General features: G+C 42.6%; 15 protein-coding genes. 3 read left to right on the forward strand and 12 right to left on the reverse strand.

Annotated features, from left to right (window positions below; genetic code table 11):
• Positions 1 to 155 precede the first annotated feature (155 nt).
• From EGC86_RS18950 to gspC, 12 genes are all read right to left on the reverse strand, one after another.
• Positions 156 to 917 carry a type II secretion system protein N gene (locus EGC86_RS18950; RefSeq protein ID WP_123778609.1) on the reverse strand — a complete coding sequence of 254 codons (762 nt, stop codon included), beginning with the start codon at positions 915 to 917 and terminating at the stop codon, positions 156 to 158.
• 9 nt (positions 918 to 926) lie between these two features.
• The gene (locus EGC86_RS18955; protein WP_123778611.1) at positions 927 to 1,403 is read right to left on the reverse strand and encodes a type II secretion system protein M; all 477 of its coding nucleotides are present in this window, start codon (positions 1,401 to 1,403) and stop codon (positions 927 to 929) included.
• Between the two features lies 1 nt (position 1,404).
• Entirely contained in the window at positions 1,405 to 2,610 is a 1,206-nt protein-coding gene (gene gspL, locus EGC86_RS18960) for a type II secretion system protein GspL (protein WP_123778613.1), read from the reverse strand.
• A 51-nt stretch (positions 2,611 to 2,661) separates the two neighbouring features.
• Entirely contained in the window at positions 2,662 to 3,648 is a 987-nt protein-coding gene (gspK, locus tag EGC86_RS18965) for a type II secretion system minor pseudopilin GspK (RefSeq protein WP_123778615.1), read from the reverse strand.
• Positions 3,648 to 4,304 (reverse strand): type II secretion system minor pseudopilin GspJ, encoded by a 657-nt coding sequence (gene gspJ / locus EGC86_RS18970; RefSeq protein ID WP_123778617.1) that lies wholly within the window; start codon positions 4,302 to 4,304, stop codon positions 3,648 to 3,650. The genes gspK and gspJ overlap by 1 nt, the downstream gene beginning before the upstream one ends.
• The gene (gene gspI / locus EGC86_RS18975; RefSeq protein WP_011635602.1) at positions 4,285 to 4,722 is read right to left on the reverse strand and encodes a type II secretion system minor pseudopilin GspI; all 438 of its coding nucleotides are present in this window, start codon (positions 4,720 to 4,722) and stop codon (positions 4,285 to 4,287) included. Before gspI ends, gspJ begins: the two co-directional genes overlap by 20 nt.
• Positions 4,715 to 5,287 carry a type II secretion system minor pseudopilin GspH gene (gspH, locus tag EGC86_RS18980; RefSeq protein ID WP_011635601.1) on the reverse strand — a complete coding sequence of 191 codons (573 nt, stop codon included), beginning with the start codon at positions 5,285 to 5,287 and terminating at the stop codon, positions 4,715 to 4,717. The genes gspI and gspH overlap by 8 nt, the downstream gene beginning before the upstream one ends.
• A gap of 1 nt (position 5,288) precedes the next feature.
• The gene (gene gspG / locus EGC86_RS18985) at positions 5,289 to 5,723 is read right to left on the reverse strand and encodes a type II secretion system major pseudopilin GspG (RefSeq protein WP_011635600.1); all 435 of its coding nucleotides are present in this window, start codon (positions 5,721 to 5,723) and stop codon (positions 5,289 to 5,291) included.
• Positions 5,724 to 5,819: 96 nt separating this feature from the next.
• Positions 5,820 to 7,052 carry a type II secretion system inner membrane protein GspF gene (gspF, locus tag EGC86_RS18990; RefSeq protein WP_123778619.1) on the reverse strand — a complete coding sequence of 411 codons (1,233 nt, stop codon included), beginning with the start codon at positions 7,050 to 7,052 and terminating at the stop codon, positions 5,820 to 5,822.
• Positions 7,053 to 7,055: 3 nt separating this feature from the next.
• Positions 7,056 to 8,600, reverse strand: coding sequence for a type II secretion system ATPase GspE (gspE, locus tag EGC86_RS18995; RefSeq protein WP_425376053.1), 1,545 nt, complete (start codon positions 8,598 to 8,600; stop codon positions 7,056 to 7,058).
• A gap of 7 nt (positions 8,601 to 8,607) precedes the next feature.
• Positions 8,608 to 10,740 carry a type II secretion system secretin GspD gene (gene gspD / locus EGC86_RS19000; protein WP_123778623.1) on the reverse strand — a complete coding sequence of 711 codons (2,133 nt, stop codon included), beginning with the start codon at positions 10,738 to 10,740 and terminating at the stop codon, positions 8,608 to 8,610.
• Positions 10,741 to 10,764: 24 nt separating this feature from the next.
• The gene (gspC, locus tag EGC86_RS19005) at positions 10,765 to 11,679 is read right to left on the reverse strand and encodes a type II secretion system protein GspC (RefSeq protein WP_123778625.1); all 915 of its coding nucleotides are present in this window, start codon (positions 11,677 to 11,679) and stop codon (positions 10,765 to 10,767) included.
• Between the two features lie 264 nt (positions 11,680 to 11,943).
• Here gspC and hslR point away from each other — a divergent pair, with 264 nt between their 5' ends.
• The 3 genes from hslR to EGC86_RS19020 all read left to right on the forward strand — a co-directional run bounded on the left by hslR (position 11,944) and on the right by EGC86_RS19020 (position 15,039).
• Entirely contained in the window at positions 11,944 to 12,342 is a 399-nt protein-coding gene (gene hslR, locus EGC86_RS19010; protein ID WP_011635595.1) for a ribosome-associated heat shock protein Hsp15, read from the forward strand.
• A 25-nt stretch (positions 12,343 to 12,367) separates the two neighbouring features.
• Positions 12,368 to 13,228, forward strand: a complete 861-nt coding sequence (gene hslO / locus EGC86_RS19015; protein WP_123778627.1) for an Hsp33 family molecular chaperone HslO — start codon at positions 12,368 to 12,370, stop codon at positions 13,226 to 13,228.
• Positions 13,229 to 13,482: 254 nt separating this feature from the next.
• Positions 13,483 to 15,039, forward strand: a complete 1,557-nt coding sequence (locus tag EGC86_RS19020; RefSeq protein ID WP_123778629.1) for a phosphoenolpyruvate carboxykinase — start codon at positions 13,483 to 13,485, stop codon at positions 15,037 to 15,039.
• Positions 15,040 to 15,216: the final 177 nt, after the last annotated feature.

A 15,216-nucleotide genomic window follows, 5' to 3' on the forward strand; every position in this document is an offset into this window, starting at 1 on the left:
AAAAACGACCCAAGTAGTGAATGATCGTTAAATAGCGGTTGATGTCTGATCATAGTTAATAAGGTAGTTGTTGAGGTTATTCGATAAATTATTGCCGATATAAAAATGCCTTGATAGTGATATCAAGGCATTAGTTATTCAAATATCAACCGATTTTACAAGCCAGGCACAACGCCTTGATAGTTGATAGGGTAATAACCTTGGCTGTCTTGTCGGCCTAAAAAGGATAACGAATCGCGTAAATCTTTAGGTTGGGCATCGGTCGGTTTAATTTTAGCACTTACTTTAATCAAGTTTGACTCGCCTAGAATAGCGGTTCCCGTTAAGCCTAATACGTTTTGGGTTTCATCAGTGGCAATTTGTAATTGACCATCAAGACAACTGAGCCCCAATGCAATGTTACCTAAAGGGTACACACCATATTGATTTTTAACATTGGTGTTATTTAAAAATAATTTACCGTTTAATTGTTCGCACCATGGTTTACCTTGCTCTAGCACTGCAACCATTAAACTCACATCGCCATCAATTTTGGTTTTAAAAGGTAAACGGGCGCCCGCTAATAAAAAACTATCGGGTAGATCAAGTCGAATATTTTTCGCACTCAACCCAGATAACGACCAACTCACACTACCTTTACCACTAACAGCCGTAGCTCGATTACCAATATTAAAATCGATATCGGCTTTACCAAGCAGTAATCCCCACGGACTTAACTGCCAACTAACGTGTTCTATTTGGCGTTGTTCAATAGTGATTAACGCCGCCTTTCCTTGCCAAAGCGTACCTTCGGCACCTGTGATAACCACATTATTAGGTAACGGAGCGATACTGACTAACCAGTTCGCCGGTAAATAAACCAATAAAAACGCTAGGTAAATAATGACGCCAATGACTATTTTTGAAAATAAGCTCACAAAAAATCCTTACTGAGAAAGCTGAATACGTCTTACTTTTACAAAGCCAGCAACGTCTGATTCGGTTAGATCTACGCTGTCTAACGTTAAGCCCTTTTGCTCTACTAAGTCATGTAAGTAACCCAGTAACGCATCAAATGGTACGTCATCCATCCATAGCTGAATTTTATCGCCTTGCGGCTGCATACGGGTGATCTCTAATTTATATTGTCCGGCCGTTTGATTTACCACAGAACTTAAACTGCCACGGACTTTAGCTTGCGCACCCGCTTGTTTCAGACCCGCTATTTTATTGGCGGTTTGTTTAACATAATTTAACGTTTGTTGCGCTGCGCTGTTATCACGTTCGGCGGTATCTTGAGCATTCGAAATGGGTGTCCAAATGCCCCAATAAATAATGCCAATTGCCAATACTGCTGCACAAAAACCAACAAGTTGTTGTTCTCTAATGGCTAAACCTTGCCACCAACTACGCATGTTTTCCATGTTATTTATTCCTTAACGTCAGCGTACTGGTAACGCTTTCTTCGCTACTATTCATGGCACCACCTTCGAGGAGGTAGTCTTTGCTAACAAGCTCTTTAAATGTATCTATTTGGCCGTACGTTTTTGCTGTGACTTGCATTCGTAACTCATTACGATTGGCTTCGTAACGCAAAGTGTTCGGTTTAAGTTCTGGCACCTTACTAAATGCAGGCTTTAAACCATCTAGCATTTCAAAAAATTCGGCTCCGCCACCTTGGCCTTGCATGCTGCGTAATTCACTGCCCATTTGTGATCGCATATTAACAATACGGTTAACACCCGGCACGGCTTGTTTAAAAATCATTTCGCTTTGAGCTTGCAGCTCTGTGGTCTGATTATTCAGTTGATGGATGGCGATGCCTTTATTTGCTAAGGCTAAAACAATCGCAATCATCACTACAATCGCCGCGTTTTTCCAGGTGAGTAACTGTTTACTGTATTCATGCTTAGGTTTATAAATGCCACTTAGTAAATTGATTGGGGCGTTCAAAATGCCTTTTGCTAGTACCATCATCGGTAAATCTAGTGGCTTGTTATTAATATCCACACCTTCAAATACAATATCGTCACTGTAGCTTGCAACACTAATCGATTCATTATCATTAGGTTTTGCAGCTATTAATAGCTTTGGCAGTGCAAATGCAGACCATGCTTTAGGCACGCTAACACCGCTACCTTCAGACGTTCGGATTAAATACTCGCTACCAACACTCATTGCTGCCCAACGACATTGCTCTAACGGCAACGCTAAACAATCTGGCACGATACGTTTTACTTTTAAGCCTGCATGATGAAGCCATTCAAGCCATATTTGCATTTGCTCATGTGCCACTGCAGCCACATTAAGCTGCTCACCTTCACGAGGCCCAACAACAAAATGCATATTGTCTACATTCGTCGCTAATGATTCCTCTAACATGTATGGCAACGCCTTTAATGCTTGGCGTTGGCCTTTTTCGGGCAACATAATTTGTGTCAATGTCATGTTGGCCGCAGGCACAAGTACATCAACAGGACGATTACCCGCACGCTCAGCTAAAGTGCTGAGACTGGCGGCATCAGATAATTCACCAGAAGCGATGATCTCTTGCTCTTGTTCTGACCATACAAGCCACGAACATGGGTGTTCTGATGATTTTCCTAACCGGATAAATAGCCGTTCAGACACTGTTTATTCTCCACCGATCTCAATACGTATTGTTACGCAATGAATTTGTTATTATTGTTGGCCACCATACTGACGGGTGAGCACATCTAAATCTTTACCATTACGCTTCAGGACACTTTCCATTCGAAATATTGCTGTATCGACTTTGGCGCCAGCTTTCAATAAAAAGTACTGGCTATCAACCACAAAACTCGACTTTACATTCGCTTCGGATTTTATGCCACTAAGTGACGATCCTTCCCAAAACTCTTCAATTTTTTCATATCCATCAGCTGGACGATTGTTAATAATATTTTCAGCCTCGCTGACTGATATTTTATTTTCTAGCATTGCTGCCAGTAAAGCAGCTTGCTCAACCTTAATGGTATTTACATTTAATAATTGGCTGTCTTCACCAGGTATTGCACATACATAAGGTATAAGATTCAGGTAAACATCTTGGCTGAATCCTAACACTGCACGTAACTCACTGCGATGCTGCATTAAGGTATTGGCTGCACGATATGGCACATTACGAGATTCATATTCGGCATCTTCAGCACCATATGGGCCAGATAACGTGTCTTCATCGATATAATCTTTAAGAGTTGACGTTAATTGCTCTGCGCCAAACTCATCAACCCCTAAGCTGATCAGTAACGATTGAAACTGTATGGCTGCAACGGTCATTTCGGGCTGACCATTTTTGTTTTTTTCCGATGCCTGACCGACGGCATTAACATTAAAGCATGCCCGCATATCTTGTATTTCACCGACAATTTCACCGTATTCAGCCGGAAATGCCACATTGGCCAAGGCCCAATACTGTTGTAAATGTACGGTTCCCTCTGAATCTTCAAAATCTTGCTTGAGCACTTTCATCGCCAGCTCTTCAGCAGAAAGGGCATACCAATAAGCCTGATCGTATTGGGCTAGATTAAGCGTTCGGCGCATTGACAGCTGATTACGACTACTAATGTTGGTGGCAATAATCACCACCATAGCAACAATTAGCATCACTACTATTAATGCAACCCCGCGTTGCTTTTGGCCGCCCATTATGAGGGTTTCCCATCATCGGAGGAGTCAGACTTAGTTGCTGGTGCACCTTTAGGCAGTAAAAAACGACGTTGAATTTTACCTAAACCTTCTAATTCTATTTCCATCGCAATCCCTTTTGGCATCACGGTTCCATCAACTTGCTTCTGCCATTTATCATCCATATAAAACGAATACTCAATTGACAGCACATGGTCAATAACCACGCTTTTTAATGGTTCAGCACCTGATACAGGTTCAGGATAAGGATAATACCAACGCTCAAGGCGGCCATTTTGAACCACATAAGCAACCGATTGCAGACTTCCTCTAGGTAACATGCCATCTGGGTTTAACCAGCCCAAACGGTAAAATACCAGTGCTTCGGTTTCTGAGTCGAGAATATTATCGCCAGCCTGAAAAAAACGGCTGCCACGATCACCTTCAAATAATCTAGGGCTACGCGCCACCATTTGGCCCAAATCACGTTCTAACGCACCAAAACCTTGCTGTAATGACTTAAGCCGAGTAGCAAACTCTTTGGTCACTTCATCATTTTTCATTACCGTCGACAATACTGAGTTTGCCGCGATACCCAGCATGGCAAAAATCGCAATCGCGATAAGCATTTCGAGTAAGGTAAAGCCGCTAAAATGCCTAGGCTTTGTTATGGACATAACTGCTTACCTGAGCCACTACGCGTTTAAATTTGTCGTCGTCACTGACGCTAATACGGATCATTCTAAATTTATCATCGGTGGTTTTAATCACTTCTTGGCGCCAATACCATTCACGACCTGCGAGCTCTGACTGACCCGTTTTTTGGCCTATATCAGGAAAGGTACCAGGTAAACGCACGTCGACCATTTGATTACTGGCTACCCATTGCGCTAACGTTCGTTCTTCTAAAATGGGCATGTTCGCCATTTGTTCGCCCAAACTTTTGGTCACCGATACCGCTGCAATGGAAAACACCGCTAAAGCAACGATAACTTCAAGTAAAGTCATACCACGATTCTTACCGCGTAAGCTTTTAATATCTGAGCTGTTAACTTTCCAGTATTGAGGGCGTCGATATGATGTGAGTTTATTCATCTACACGCCCTAATGTTAAGCGACCTAACGCGTCACCCACAACCAGCACATTGACTGGCTGACGGTCATCATTGATCGTATTAAAACCCAGTTCAAAGGGAGTCATCTCTCCGCTGGGAAACAATAAAATTTGCGGTTCAGGATGTTTCTTTTTATCTTCTTCGCTCTCTTCGTCGATAAAAGGCTCATCAAACCAAGACTCATTTTGCTCGTCTTCTTGAACTAATGGCATGCCATCGATCACAATATCTAAGGTAATACCGGTATCCATTTTTTTGGCCGATAATAGCCGGTCTTGATCAACAGGCATCCATTTACCTTCTTTATAAAACACAAACTGATATTGATCTTCGTCAATCACAATGCCAATAAACTGACCGCTTAAGACACTTTCATCAAGTACCATCTCAGTTGCAGTCATAAAACGTTGCGCCTGTTTTTTGAGCATTTGTTCCGGCCCAGCAACACTAATAGACATGGTTACCGCAGAGGCAACCAAACCCATTAGCAATGCCACAATTAACACCTCTAATAAAGTGAAACCGGCTTGACGATGATGAATCATCTTATTGGAAATCTTGTAAATTCCAGCTTCCGATATCGTCTTCAGAACCTGGTTGTCCATCTGGTCCTGCGCTGAAGATGTCAATTTTGCCATTTTCACCAGGGCTTAATAATAAATAGTCACTGCGCCATGGATCTTGTGGTAAACGTTTAACATACCCACCTTCACGGAAATTACGCGGCTCTGGTGACGAGGTAGGTTTTTGCACCAACGCATCGAGACCTTGTTCTGTGGTTGGATAAATACTGTTATCTAACTTATACATATCCAATGCATTTTCTAATGCCACAATATCTGATACCGCTTTTTGTTGATCGGCTTTATCTTTGTTACCCATCAGATTGGGCACAACCATTGACGCTAAAATACCTAAAATAACAATCACCACCATTACTTCGAGTAAGGTGAAACCACGTTGTTTATTATTATGTTGCATTAATTACTTCCTCTAAAAATTGTCTATATATTCGTGCGTAAAATTAAGTATTAATCTTGGTATACGGTTATCCCACCAAGATACACAACTTCAAAACTAGCCGCTGATTAAGTTATTTAACTCTAAAATAGGCTGTAAAATGGCCATTACAATAAATAATACAACCGATGCCATGCTCACGACTAGCATAGGTTCAAATACTCCCAATGCAATATTAACGTTCGACTCGAACTCTCGGTCTTGGTTGTCTGCTGCACGTTCCAGCATGTTTTCAAGCTGGCCACTTTTTTCACCCGATGCAATCATATACAACATCATTGCAGGGAATAGCTTAGTATTAGTCAACGCCGTGCCTAAACTAGTTCCCTCACGGACTCGCGCCGTAGCCTCATCAACAGCAGCGCGCACCTTAACATTTTGCAAAACTTCGCTGGCAATTCGCATCCCATCAAGTAATGGGACCGAGCTGGCTGACAAAATACTTAATGTTCGCGCAAATCGGGCGGTATTAAGCCCTTTACTGACTTTGCCAATTACGGGCATTTGCAAAAGAGCTGTATCATATTTCATCCGCATAATCGGATTGGTCAGCAGCCGCTGGAACATCACCATAGCAGCAAAAATAAGCAGTACGACCACAACCCCCCAATGTTGTACAAAATCTGAGGCAAGAATCAAAAACTGAGTTGTGCCGGGTAATTCTTGGCCCATGTGCTCAAACTGCCCAACAACCTTTGGCACCACAGCTGCCAATAACACGGCAATAACACCAATAGCGACCACGGTTAATACAATAGGGTAAATCATTGCTTGAGTAAGCTTGGATTTGAGTTGCTGACGACGCTCTGTGTAATCGGCAAGTCGATTAAGCACTACTTCTAAATGGCCTGATTTCTCACCCGACGCTACCATCGCGCGGTATAAGTCATCAAACACATGCGGAAATTCGGCCATTGAGTCAGCTAAGCTGTAACCTTCAACCACCCGAGAACGCACCGCCATAATCATGCTACCTAAGCGATCTTTCTCAGACTGTTGCCCCACCGCTTTTAACGCTTCTTCAATGGGTAAGCCTGCGGCCACTAATGTCGCTATTTGGCGCGTGATCAATGCCAATTCGGCAACAGAAATACGCTTTTTAAATAGGGAGGCTAAATTAAAACCGCCACGCTGTGAACGGGCTTCTTTCTCACTGACAGGCTGAAGTTCTAGCGGCATAAGGCGCTGCTCACGCAGCTGGCTTCTTGCATGACGCGCAGTATCAGCTTCTATCACACCTTTTTGTTGCTTGCCTTTACTATCAAGGGCTTTGTATTCAAACGCCGCCATTGATTACTCCTCGCGCGTAACGCGCAATACTTCTTCTAGCGTTGTCACACCTGTGAGTACTTTACTCATGCCGTCATGACGAATACTTGGAATCGATTTACGTACATATTTTTCAATGGCTAATTCGCCCCTGCCGCCATGAATTAACTCACGGACATTGTCATCAACGGTAAGTAACTCATGAATACCTGTTCGACCACGATAACCATTTTGACCACAGGCCTTACAACCTTTAGCGCGATAAATAATACGTGTGTCGTTTGCGGTAATACCCAGCAACTCGCGTTCACGCTCATCAGGCTCATGTGCTTCTTTACACTGTGGGCATAATGTCCGAATTAAGCGTTGAGCAAGCACGCCAAGCAAACTTGATGACACTAAAAAGGGTTCTACGCCCATGTCTTGCAAACGGGTAATTGCCCCAGATGCGGTATTGGTATGCAAGGTTGAAATAACTAAGTGACCAGTTAATGATGCTTGAACTGCAATTTGCGCCGTTTCTAAATCACGAATTTCACCAATCATGACTACATCGGGATCTTGACGTAAAATTGCGCGTAATCCTCGAGCAAAAGTCATGTCGACTTTAGTGTTTACCTGAGTTTGTCCAACGCCCTCTAACTCATACTCAATAGGATCTTCAACGGTTAAAATATTGGTATCTTTAGAATTGATTTCCGTTAACCCAGCGTACAAGGTGGTACTTTTACCAGAACCAGTAGGCCCGGTAACAAGAATAATGCCGTGTGGCTTACGAATTAATTCATCGAATTTTTCACGAATGCCTGGTGTCATACCCAGTTGTTGTAAGTCTAAGTTGCCGGTATTTTTGTCCAATAAACGCATTACCACACGCTCACCATGACTTGATGGCATAGTTGATACCCGCACATCGACAGCACGACCAGCAATACGCAACGAAATACGGCCATCTTGTGGCAGGCGTTTCTCGGCGATGTCTAAACGTGCCATCACTTTAATACGCGACACTAACAAAGACGACAATTTACGATTTGGCTTTAATACTTCTTTCAACACGCCATCAATACGGAAACGAACAACCAGTTGTTTCTCATAGGTTTCGACGTGAATGTCTGAGGCTTCTTCTTTAATCGCTTCTGATAACAGCGCATTAATTAATTTAATAATCGGCGCGTCATCGTCGCCCTCAAGCAAGTCTTCCGTTTGTGGCAGTTCTTCAGCCAGAGTAAACAAGTCCATTTCGTTACCAATATCTTCCATAAGCTGTTGGGCTTCTGAAGAATTAGCTTGATATGCTTGAGTTAGTTTGGCTTCAAACTTAGCCACTTCTAGTTTAATTAACGGTAACTCAACACCCGCGTAGCGCCGTACCTCTAGCATGGCGCTAAGTGGTGTGTTATCGGTATAGAAAAGACAAAGCTGCTCGTTTTCTTTCGCTAACACTAATTGAAAGCGGTGCGAGAAGGCAAACGGCAAGCGCTCTTTACTCGTCGAATGAAAAACCTCATCACCTTCAACAACTTCCATGGCAACTTCACTAGATACTTGGGCTAATGGTTCTGTCATCACGCTATCAGTCATTGTTTTGAGCCTTGTCCTTTTGCATGTTTTCATCGATAGTGCGCAAGGCTGGGTCTGAATCACGTATATCGGTGCTCAGCCCTTTGCCGCTTTTATAGCGATCAAGCATGTCATTCACTTCATCTGGCAAGTAGGCCTCTTGATCCCATTCTTCAAGAACTGGGACTTGAGTATTTGGCATTAAATTAATACCACGAGCTTGTTGTTCCAGCTGTAATGCTCTGAAATAATTATATTTACGACCAGCAATCCCTTCCATTGTCATACCGTCACGGATAATGGTGGGCTTAATGAAAATCATTAAATTCTTTTTCGTTTTCTTACTAGAAGAAGACTTGAATAAATGACCTATAAAAGGAATATCGCCAAGAATTGGGACTTTTTGAATACTTTCTTGTACTTCTTCGTTAATTAATCCACCCAGCACTACAATTTGACCTGAATCTGCCATAACCGTAGTCGTTAAACGACGAGTAGAGAAACTGATATCGACACCAGTATTACCATTAACACCCGACACTTCTTGCTCGATAGTTAATTTAACCGATGAACCTTCGTTGATTTGCGGTACCACTTTTAGCTTAACCCCGACTTCCTTACGTTCTACCGTTTGGAATGGATTATCATTGTTAGAGCTTGAGGTTGAACCGGTAATAATCGGCACTTCATCACCGACAATAAACGAGGCTTCTTGGTTATCTAGTGTGGTAATAGACGGTGTTGCTAGTACGTTTGAATTTGTATCACTCGACACAGCTTGGATTAACGCCGCAAAGTTACCTGTGGTCACGCCCCACGCCATACCATTAACTTTACCCAATGCTTGGGCAATCAAGGTATAGTCACCGTCTGAAGTTGGATTAGTTGTCGTAACCAGATTACCATTACCATCAATAGTCGTCACGCTAGTGCCATCCTCTTCACGTGCCGCCCAGACTCCAGCGCCGACTTCCCCAATGGTTGGGCCAATGTTGTTAAACTGCGTTAAGCCACCGGCTTTACTGCCCCATTGCACTCCAAAACCAACGTTATCGCCTTCCGCTATTTCAACAATAATGGCTTCAACGAGCACTTGAGCACGACGAATATCGAGCTGATTAATGACGCTTTCAATGGTACGCAGTTGATCTGGTTCAGCACTAATCACCAGTGAGTTAGTATCGCTGTGGGCCATAATATTGATATCACTACGACGCTTACTTGAGTTGCCTTGCTGAGTACTGGCACCCTCTTTATTATCTTGTAAGTTTTGTGCAAACCCGGTTAATACTTCAACCAAGTCTTCAGCTTTGGCGTAACGTAAATAACGTACCTTGGTGTTACCCGTACTCGCCTGTTCAGCATCAAGTCGTTTAATGAGTTCGATTACACGTTGGCGGCTTTTTTCATCGCCACTGACAATAACAGCATTCATGCGCTCATCAGCCACCACTTTAGGCGCTTGGCCAGGCAGTTGTGATTGATTAGCACTTGAGCGATATAAGGTATCGACTATGCGAACAATTTCCCCTGCAGAGGCGTAATCTAAAGCCACGACTTGTACGTCGGTGTCGCCTTGCTTATCAACTCGGCGAACAATCTCTACCAACTTGTTCACTACCGCTGCACGACCAGAAATCATTAACACGTTTGATTGATCATAGTTAACAACGTTACCGCCACCAGCATTATCATTTAACTGGCGAAGTAAGGGAGCAAGTTGTTTAGCTTCAGAATTGTATAAAGGAACAATTCGGGTGACCATTTCATCACCAACACCAGGCGACTTGTCATCGGCGACACGAATAGAAGCCATTTTGGCGTCTTTGTCTTTAATGACTTTAATGACGTGGTTTTCCATTTCAACCACTGCATAACCATACACTTGAAGTACGTTAAGGAAGAATTGGTAATATTGATCATCATTAAGTAAATCGTAACTACGGACATTAATTTTGCCACGTACTGTTGGATCTACAATAATGGTTTTATTGAGGTTTTTACCGACAATATTAATAAATTCTTGAATGTCAGTGCCTTTAAAATTGGCGGCATATTGTTCCGACCAAGCACTCGGTGCCGCTATCATTGCAGCGCCCATAAGCATTCCAGCAATAATGTTATGTCGGATCCCTTTATTATTCATTCTTCTCAATCCTCTAACGCCAAATTATTCTGGCAAACTAAACATGATTTCGACCAACTGCCCTTCACGCTCAACCATGACAGCCATTTCGGTGAGCTCAGGCAGTTGTGCCATCACTTCTAATGCCTGACCCATATCGGTCAGATCAAATCCATTTATTGATTTTGCTAAATCATTAGCTTGAAAACCCGCTTGCTTAAACAACGCGACATCTTTACCAGGATTTAAACGGTAACCCGCTAATTCATCACCATTACGTACCGGTGAAATAGCTAAAAAGTCTGTAATTTTACTTGGGTCTGCTAACAACTCATCACGAGAATTAGACAAATCTTCAGAAAAACGTTGATTATCGCGACGATCAACTCGGGTTACCTGTTGACCTACTTTTGCTTGTTGCAACTGGGAGTTAGCTTCACTTTGGGTAGTATATTTAAGGCCATCAAGCATTAAAGTTTCATAACGACCACTATTACTAATAATAATTCGGTCGGCATAAACCTCTTTTAAAGAAGCTGAAGTCCCTTTAATTTTATCGCCTAAGCTATAGGTTTCTTGTTGCCCACTTGATTCAATAACTGCTAAACCTTGAGCTTCTTCGGTAGACGCAACAACCCCTGTCAATTGGATAGACAAGTTTGTTTTAGGCGCATCGGTGATTTGCTCTACGACTTCAGCTTTGGGTTTATTGCTATTATTGTCTAAGCGACCAAAAAGCAATAGGTTACGTACACCGGCAAGCTCAATACGCTTTGCAGTGCCTGCTGATATGGGGGATGGTTGCCACATCGCAGACTGCGATGATACTGGCATCAACTTCCATGTGATCTGTGCAGCGAGTAGCAACACAATGACCAATCCAAGCCAAAATACAATCATACTCAATAGCTTATGTGGTATTTTTGCAGCGTTGGTGATCAGTTTATCTAATAAATCCATATGTTATTGGACCCTCTATACGACTTGGTACAGGTCTCTGTTCTAATTGTTAATAAAATGCGAAAATATATGTGCAGCGGTCATGCTAACCCACACAGGATAAAGCAACAACCCCAGAGCATATCGATTGGCGAATCTCCATCAAATATGCTAACTTTGCGCCCATAAAAAGAGCCATAATATTGCCCTCTATTACGATAATACACACATTGTATGGCAGTTAGGTTACTCAGTCTGTGAAATCATCCCTGTTTTGGAGGTCATGTGACTCAAAATCAGCCCGAAAAAAGCTTTATTCGGCTCGATAAATGGTTATGGGCGGCACGATTTTATAAAACCCGCGCTATCGCAAAAGACATGATCAATGGCGGTAAAGTACATTACAACGGTCAACGGACTAAATCCAGTAAGAATGCTGAAGCTGGTGCAAAAATCCGTCTTCGCCAAGGTAATGATGATAAAGAGATTATTGTCCTCCAATTATCTGGCCATAGACAAAGTGCTAATGTGGCGCAAACCCTATACGAAGAAACACCTGAAAGTATTAGCAAACGGATTATAAACGCTGAAGCCCGACGGCTAAATATTTTGAACAATCCGGCACCAGACCATAAACCGGATAAAAAACAAAGACGACAGATTATGCGCTTTAAAGATTACTAGGCGCCCAAAAAGTAAGAGAATACAAATGAACAACGATATTTTACATCGCTACATTTTTGATAATGCCGATGTGCGAGGCGAGATAGTCCAATTAGAAAGCAGTTACCAAGAAGTGCTTTCTGCACATATTTATCCGGTTGCATTACAAGCTCTAATCGGTGAGTTAATGGCCGCGACATCATTACTCACGGCAACGATCAAGTTCAGTGGTGACATTAGCGTGCAGTTACAGGGCGATGGTCCGGTTTCTTTAGCGGTAATTAATGGTAACAATAAGCAAGTATTACGTGGTGTTGCACGTTGGAACGGCGATATTGCTGCCGATGCAAGCTTGCAACAAATGTTCGGTAAAGGCTACATGGTCATTACGTTAACGCCTGATGAAGGCGAACGTTATCAAGGCATTGTGTCATTAGACCACGTAAACTTAGCTGCTTGCTTAGAAGAGTATTTTAATCAATCAGAGCAGTTACCTACCCAAATACAGTTATTTGCTAACGGCAAACAAGCTGCAGGAATGTTGTTGCAAGTATTGCCAGCAAAATCTGGTAATAATGACGACTTTGAACATCTCTCAGCATTGACCTCGACCATTAAAGCAGAAGAGTTATTCACTCTTGATGCTGAACAAGTATTACATCGCTTGTATCATCAAGAAGAAGTACGCTTATTTGATCCTGTTGATGTTACATTCAAATGTAGCTGTTCTCGTGATCGCAGTGCTGCAGCAATCAAAACGTTACCCCAAACTGAAGTTGAAGAGATTCTAGCTGAAGAAGGGAAGATTGAGATGGATTGTGAGTATTGCACAGCAAAGTACTCTTTTGATGCGATAGATATTGCAGCGTTATATTCTGGTAGTCATAGCAGCCAGTCACAACAGTAACCAATATCGTTACCGACAACGTAACAACTTACAAAAAAAGCGCTTAACGCGCTTTTTTTACGTCTTAACCGTCTAAACAAAACATCAAACAGCAAAAACTTTCAAAAAAATTACCAAACTGTTCGTTACCACGGCATTAACTTGCGTTACAATCCCCCACATTAGCTTATAGCCATCGCGCAAAAATAATAACAAGCTAAGTTTGAACACCTAACCCCCAATAGCAGTTCACAGCGAAACACGACCTAAAAGACATGGAGATCAACACTATGGCGGATGTATCTAACCGCGTTCACCTCAACCCTACGACTGCACAGCTAGTAGAAATCGCGCTTCTTCGTGGAGAAGGTCAACTGACCGCAAATGGTGCCTTAGTGGCCAAGACAGGAGAAAGAACGGGTCGTTCACCTAATGACCGATTTATCGTCAAAGAGGCAAATACAGAAGCCGACATTGAATGGGGCAAAGTAAACCGCCCGTTTGATGCAGGCAAATTTGATGCATTATGGGGCCGGGTAGAAGCCTACCTTGCAGACAAAGAGTTGTTTACATCTGAACTCGAAGTTGGTGCTGATGATGAACATTATATTCCTGTACGTGTAACCACTGAGTTCGCATGGCATCAATTGTTTGCACGTAATTTATTTATCGCTCCAGAAACCTTTAATCGTGGTAACAAAGACACCTGGCAAATCATCAATGCGCCAGGGTTCGTATGTGAACCTCAACGTGATGGTACAAACTCTGAAGCCGCTGTTATTCTCAACTTTGCCGAGCGAAAAGTACTGCTTGCTGGGTTGAAATATGCAGGTGAAATGAAGAAGTCGATGTTCTCGGTACAGAACTTCTTATTACCCGCTAAAGGTGTGTTACCCATGCATTGTTCGGCTAACGTCGGCCACGATGGTGATACCACATTATTCTTCGGCCTATCGGGTACCGGTAAAACCACGCTTTCAGCTGATCCAAAACGTTTCTTGATCGGTGATGATGAGCACGGCTGGGCACCCGGTGGCGTATTTAATATCGAAGGCGGTTGCTATGCAAAATGTATCGACCTGAGCCAAAAAAATGAACCTGTGATTTGGGATGCAATTCGTTTCGGTACCGTACTCGAAAACGTGGTGCTTGATGAACAGCGAGTGCCTGATTATAAAGATACTAGCCTAACCGAAAATAGCCGTGCTGCTTATCCTTTAGAGCACATTGCTCAACGTAAAGAAGATAACCGTGGTGCAGAACCTCATGCTGTGGTTTTCTTAACTTGTGATGTATCAGGTGTATTACCGCCAGTATCGATATTAAGCAAAGAACAAGCTGCATATCACTTCTTATCAGGTTACACCGCGAAGGTAGGCTCTACAGAAATGGGTTCTACGTCTGCAATTCAGTCAACCTTCTCGACGTGTTTTGGTGCACCATTCTTCCCACGTCCAGCTGGAGTGTATGCAGAGCTGTTGATGAAACGCATTGAGTCGTTTGGCAGCCAAGTTTACCTTGTTAATACTGGCTGGACCGGTGGTCCACATGGTGTAGGTAAACGTTTTGATATCCCGACAACTCGCGCCATTGTGGATGCTATTGTCAGTGGTGAGCTAAAAGATGTTGAAACCGTTTATATCGATAAACTGAACTTAAACGTACCTGTTAGTGTATCGGGTGTTGATACCGCTTTGTTAAACCCAGTCAACACTTGGGCAGATAAAGCTGAGTATGACAAATATGCACAGCAGCTAGCACAAGAGTTCAGTGATAACTTTGCAAAATATAAAGTGTCTGAAGCCATTAAAAATGCTGGCCCTAACGTATAAACAAGCTCCTCATTATTCGCAACGCTTTATTTAATGCGATGTAATTTAAAAATCCCAACTTCGGTTGGGATTTTTTATCTGCACAAAACCAGTTTATTTATAAGGGTAAAAGCAACTGAAACTGTTGATAGGCAGTGTTATGATGCCATTACCGTATTTCGACACAATCACCATTCA

It is taken from the genome of Shewanella frigidimarina, from assembly GCF_003797125.1.
Taxonomy (GTDB): domain Bacteria; phylum Pseudomonadota; class Gammaproteobacteria; order Enterobacterales; family Shewanellaceae; genus Shewanella; species Shewanella frigidimarina.

What these genes read in the sequence shown, in the direction of transcription:
- EGC86_RS18955 (WP_123778611.1), bottom strand. Translation starts at nt 1,403, where the DNA reads ATGGAAAACATGCGTAGTTGGTGGCAAGGTTTAGCCATTAGAGAACAA.
- gspK (WP_123778615.1), bottom strand. Translation starts at nt 3,648, where the DNA reads ATGGGCGGCCAAAAGCAACGCGGGGTTGCATTAATAGTAGTGATGCTA.
- gspJ (WP_123778617.1), bottom strand. Translation starts at nt 4,304, where the DNA reads ATGTCCATAACAAAGCCTAGGCATTTTAGCGGCTTTACCTTACTCGAA.
- gspI (WP_011635602.1), bottom strand. Translation starts at nt 4,722, where the DNA reads ATGAATAAACTCACATCATATCGACGCCCTCAATACTGGAAAGTTAAC.
- gspH (WP_011635601.1), bottom strand. Translation starts at nt 5,287, where the DNA reads ATGATTCATCATCGTCAAGCCGGTTTCACTTTATTAGAGGTGTTAATT.
- gspG (WP_011635600.1), bottom strand. Translation starts at nt 5,723, where the DNA reads ATGCAACATAATAATAAACAACGTGGTTTCACCTTACTCGAAGTAATG.
- gspF (WP_123778619.1), bottom strand. Translation starts at nt 7,052, where the DNA reads ATGGCGGCGTTTGAATACAAAGCCCTTGATAGTAAAGGCAAGCAACAA.
- gspE (WP_425376053.1), bottom strand. Translation starts at nt 8,600, where the DNA reads ATGACAGAACCATTAGCCCAAGTATCTAGTGAAGTTGCCATGGAAGTT.
- gspD (WP_123778623.1), bottom strand. Translation starts at nt 10,740, where the DNA reads ATGAATAATAAAGGGATCCGACATAACATTATTGCTGGAATGCTTATG.
- gspC (WP_123778625.1), bottom strand. Translation starts at nt 11,679, where the DNA reads ATGGATTTATTAGATAAACTGATCACCAACGCTGCAAAAATACCACAT.
- hslO (WP_123778627.1), top strand. Translation starts at nt 12,368, where the DNA reads ATGAACAACGATATTTTACATCGCTACATTTTTGATAATGCCGATGTG.
- EGC86_RS19020 (WP_123778629.1), top strand. Translation starts at nt 13,483, where the DNA reads ATGGAGATCAACACTATGGCGGATGTATCTAACCGCGTTCACCTCAAC.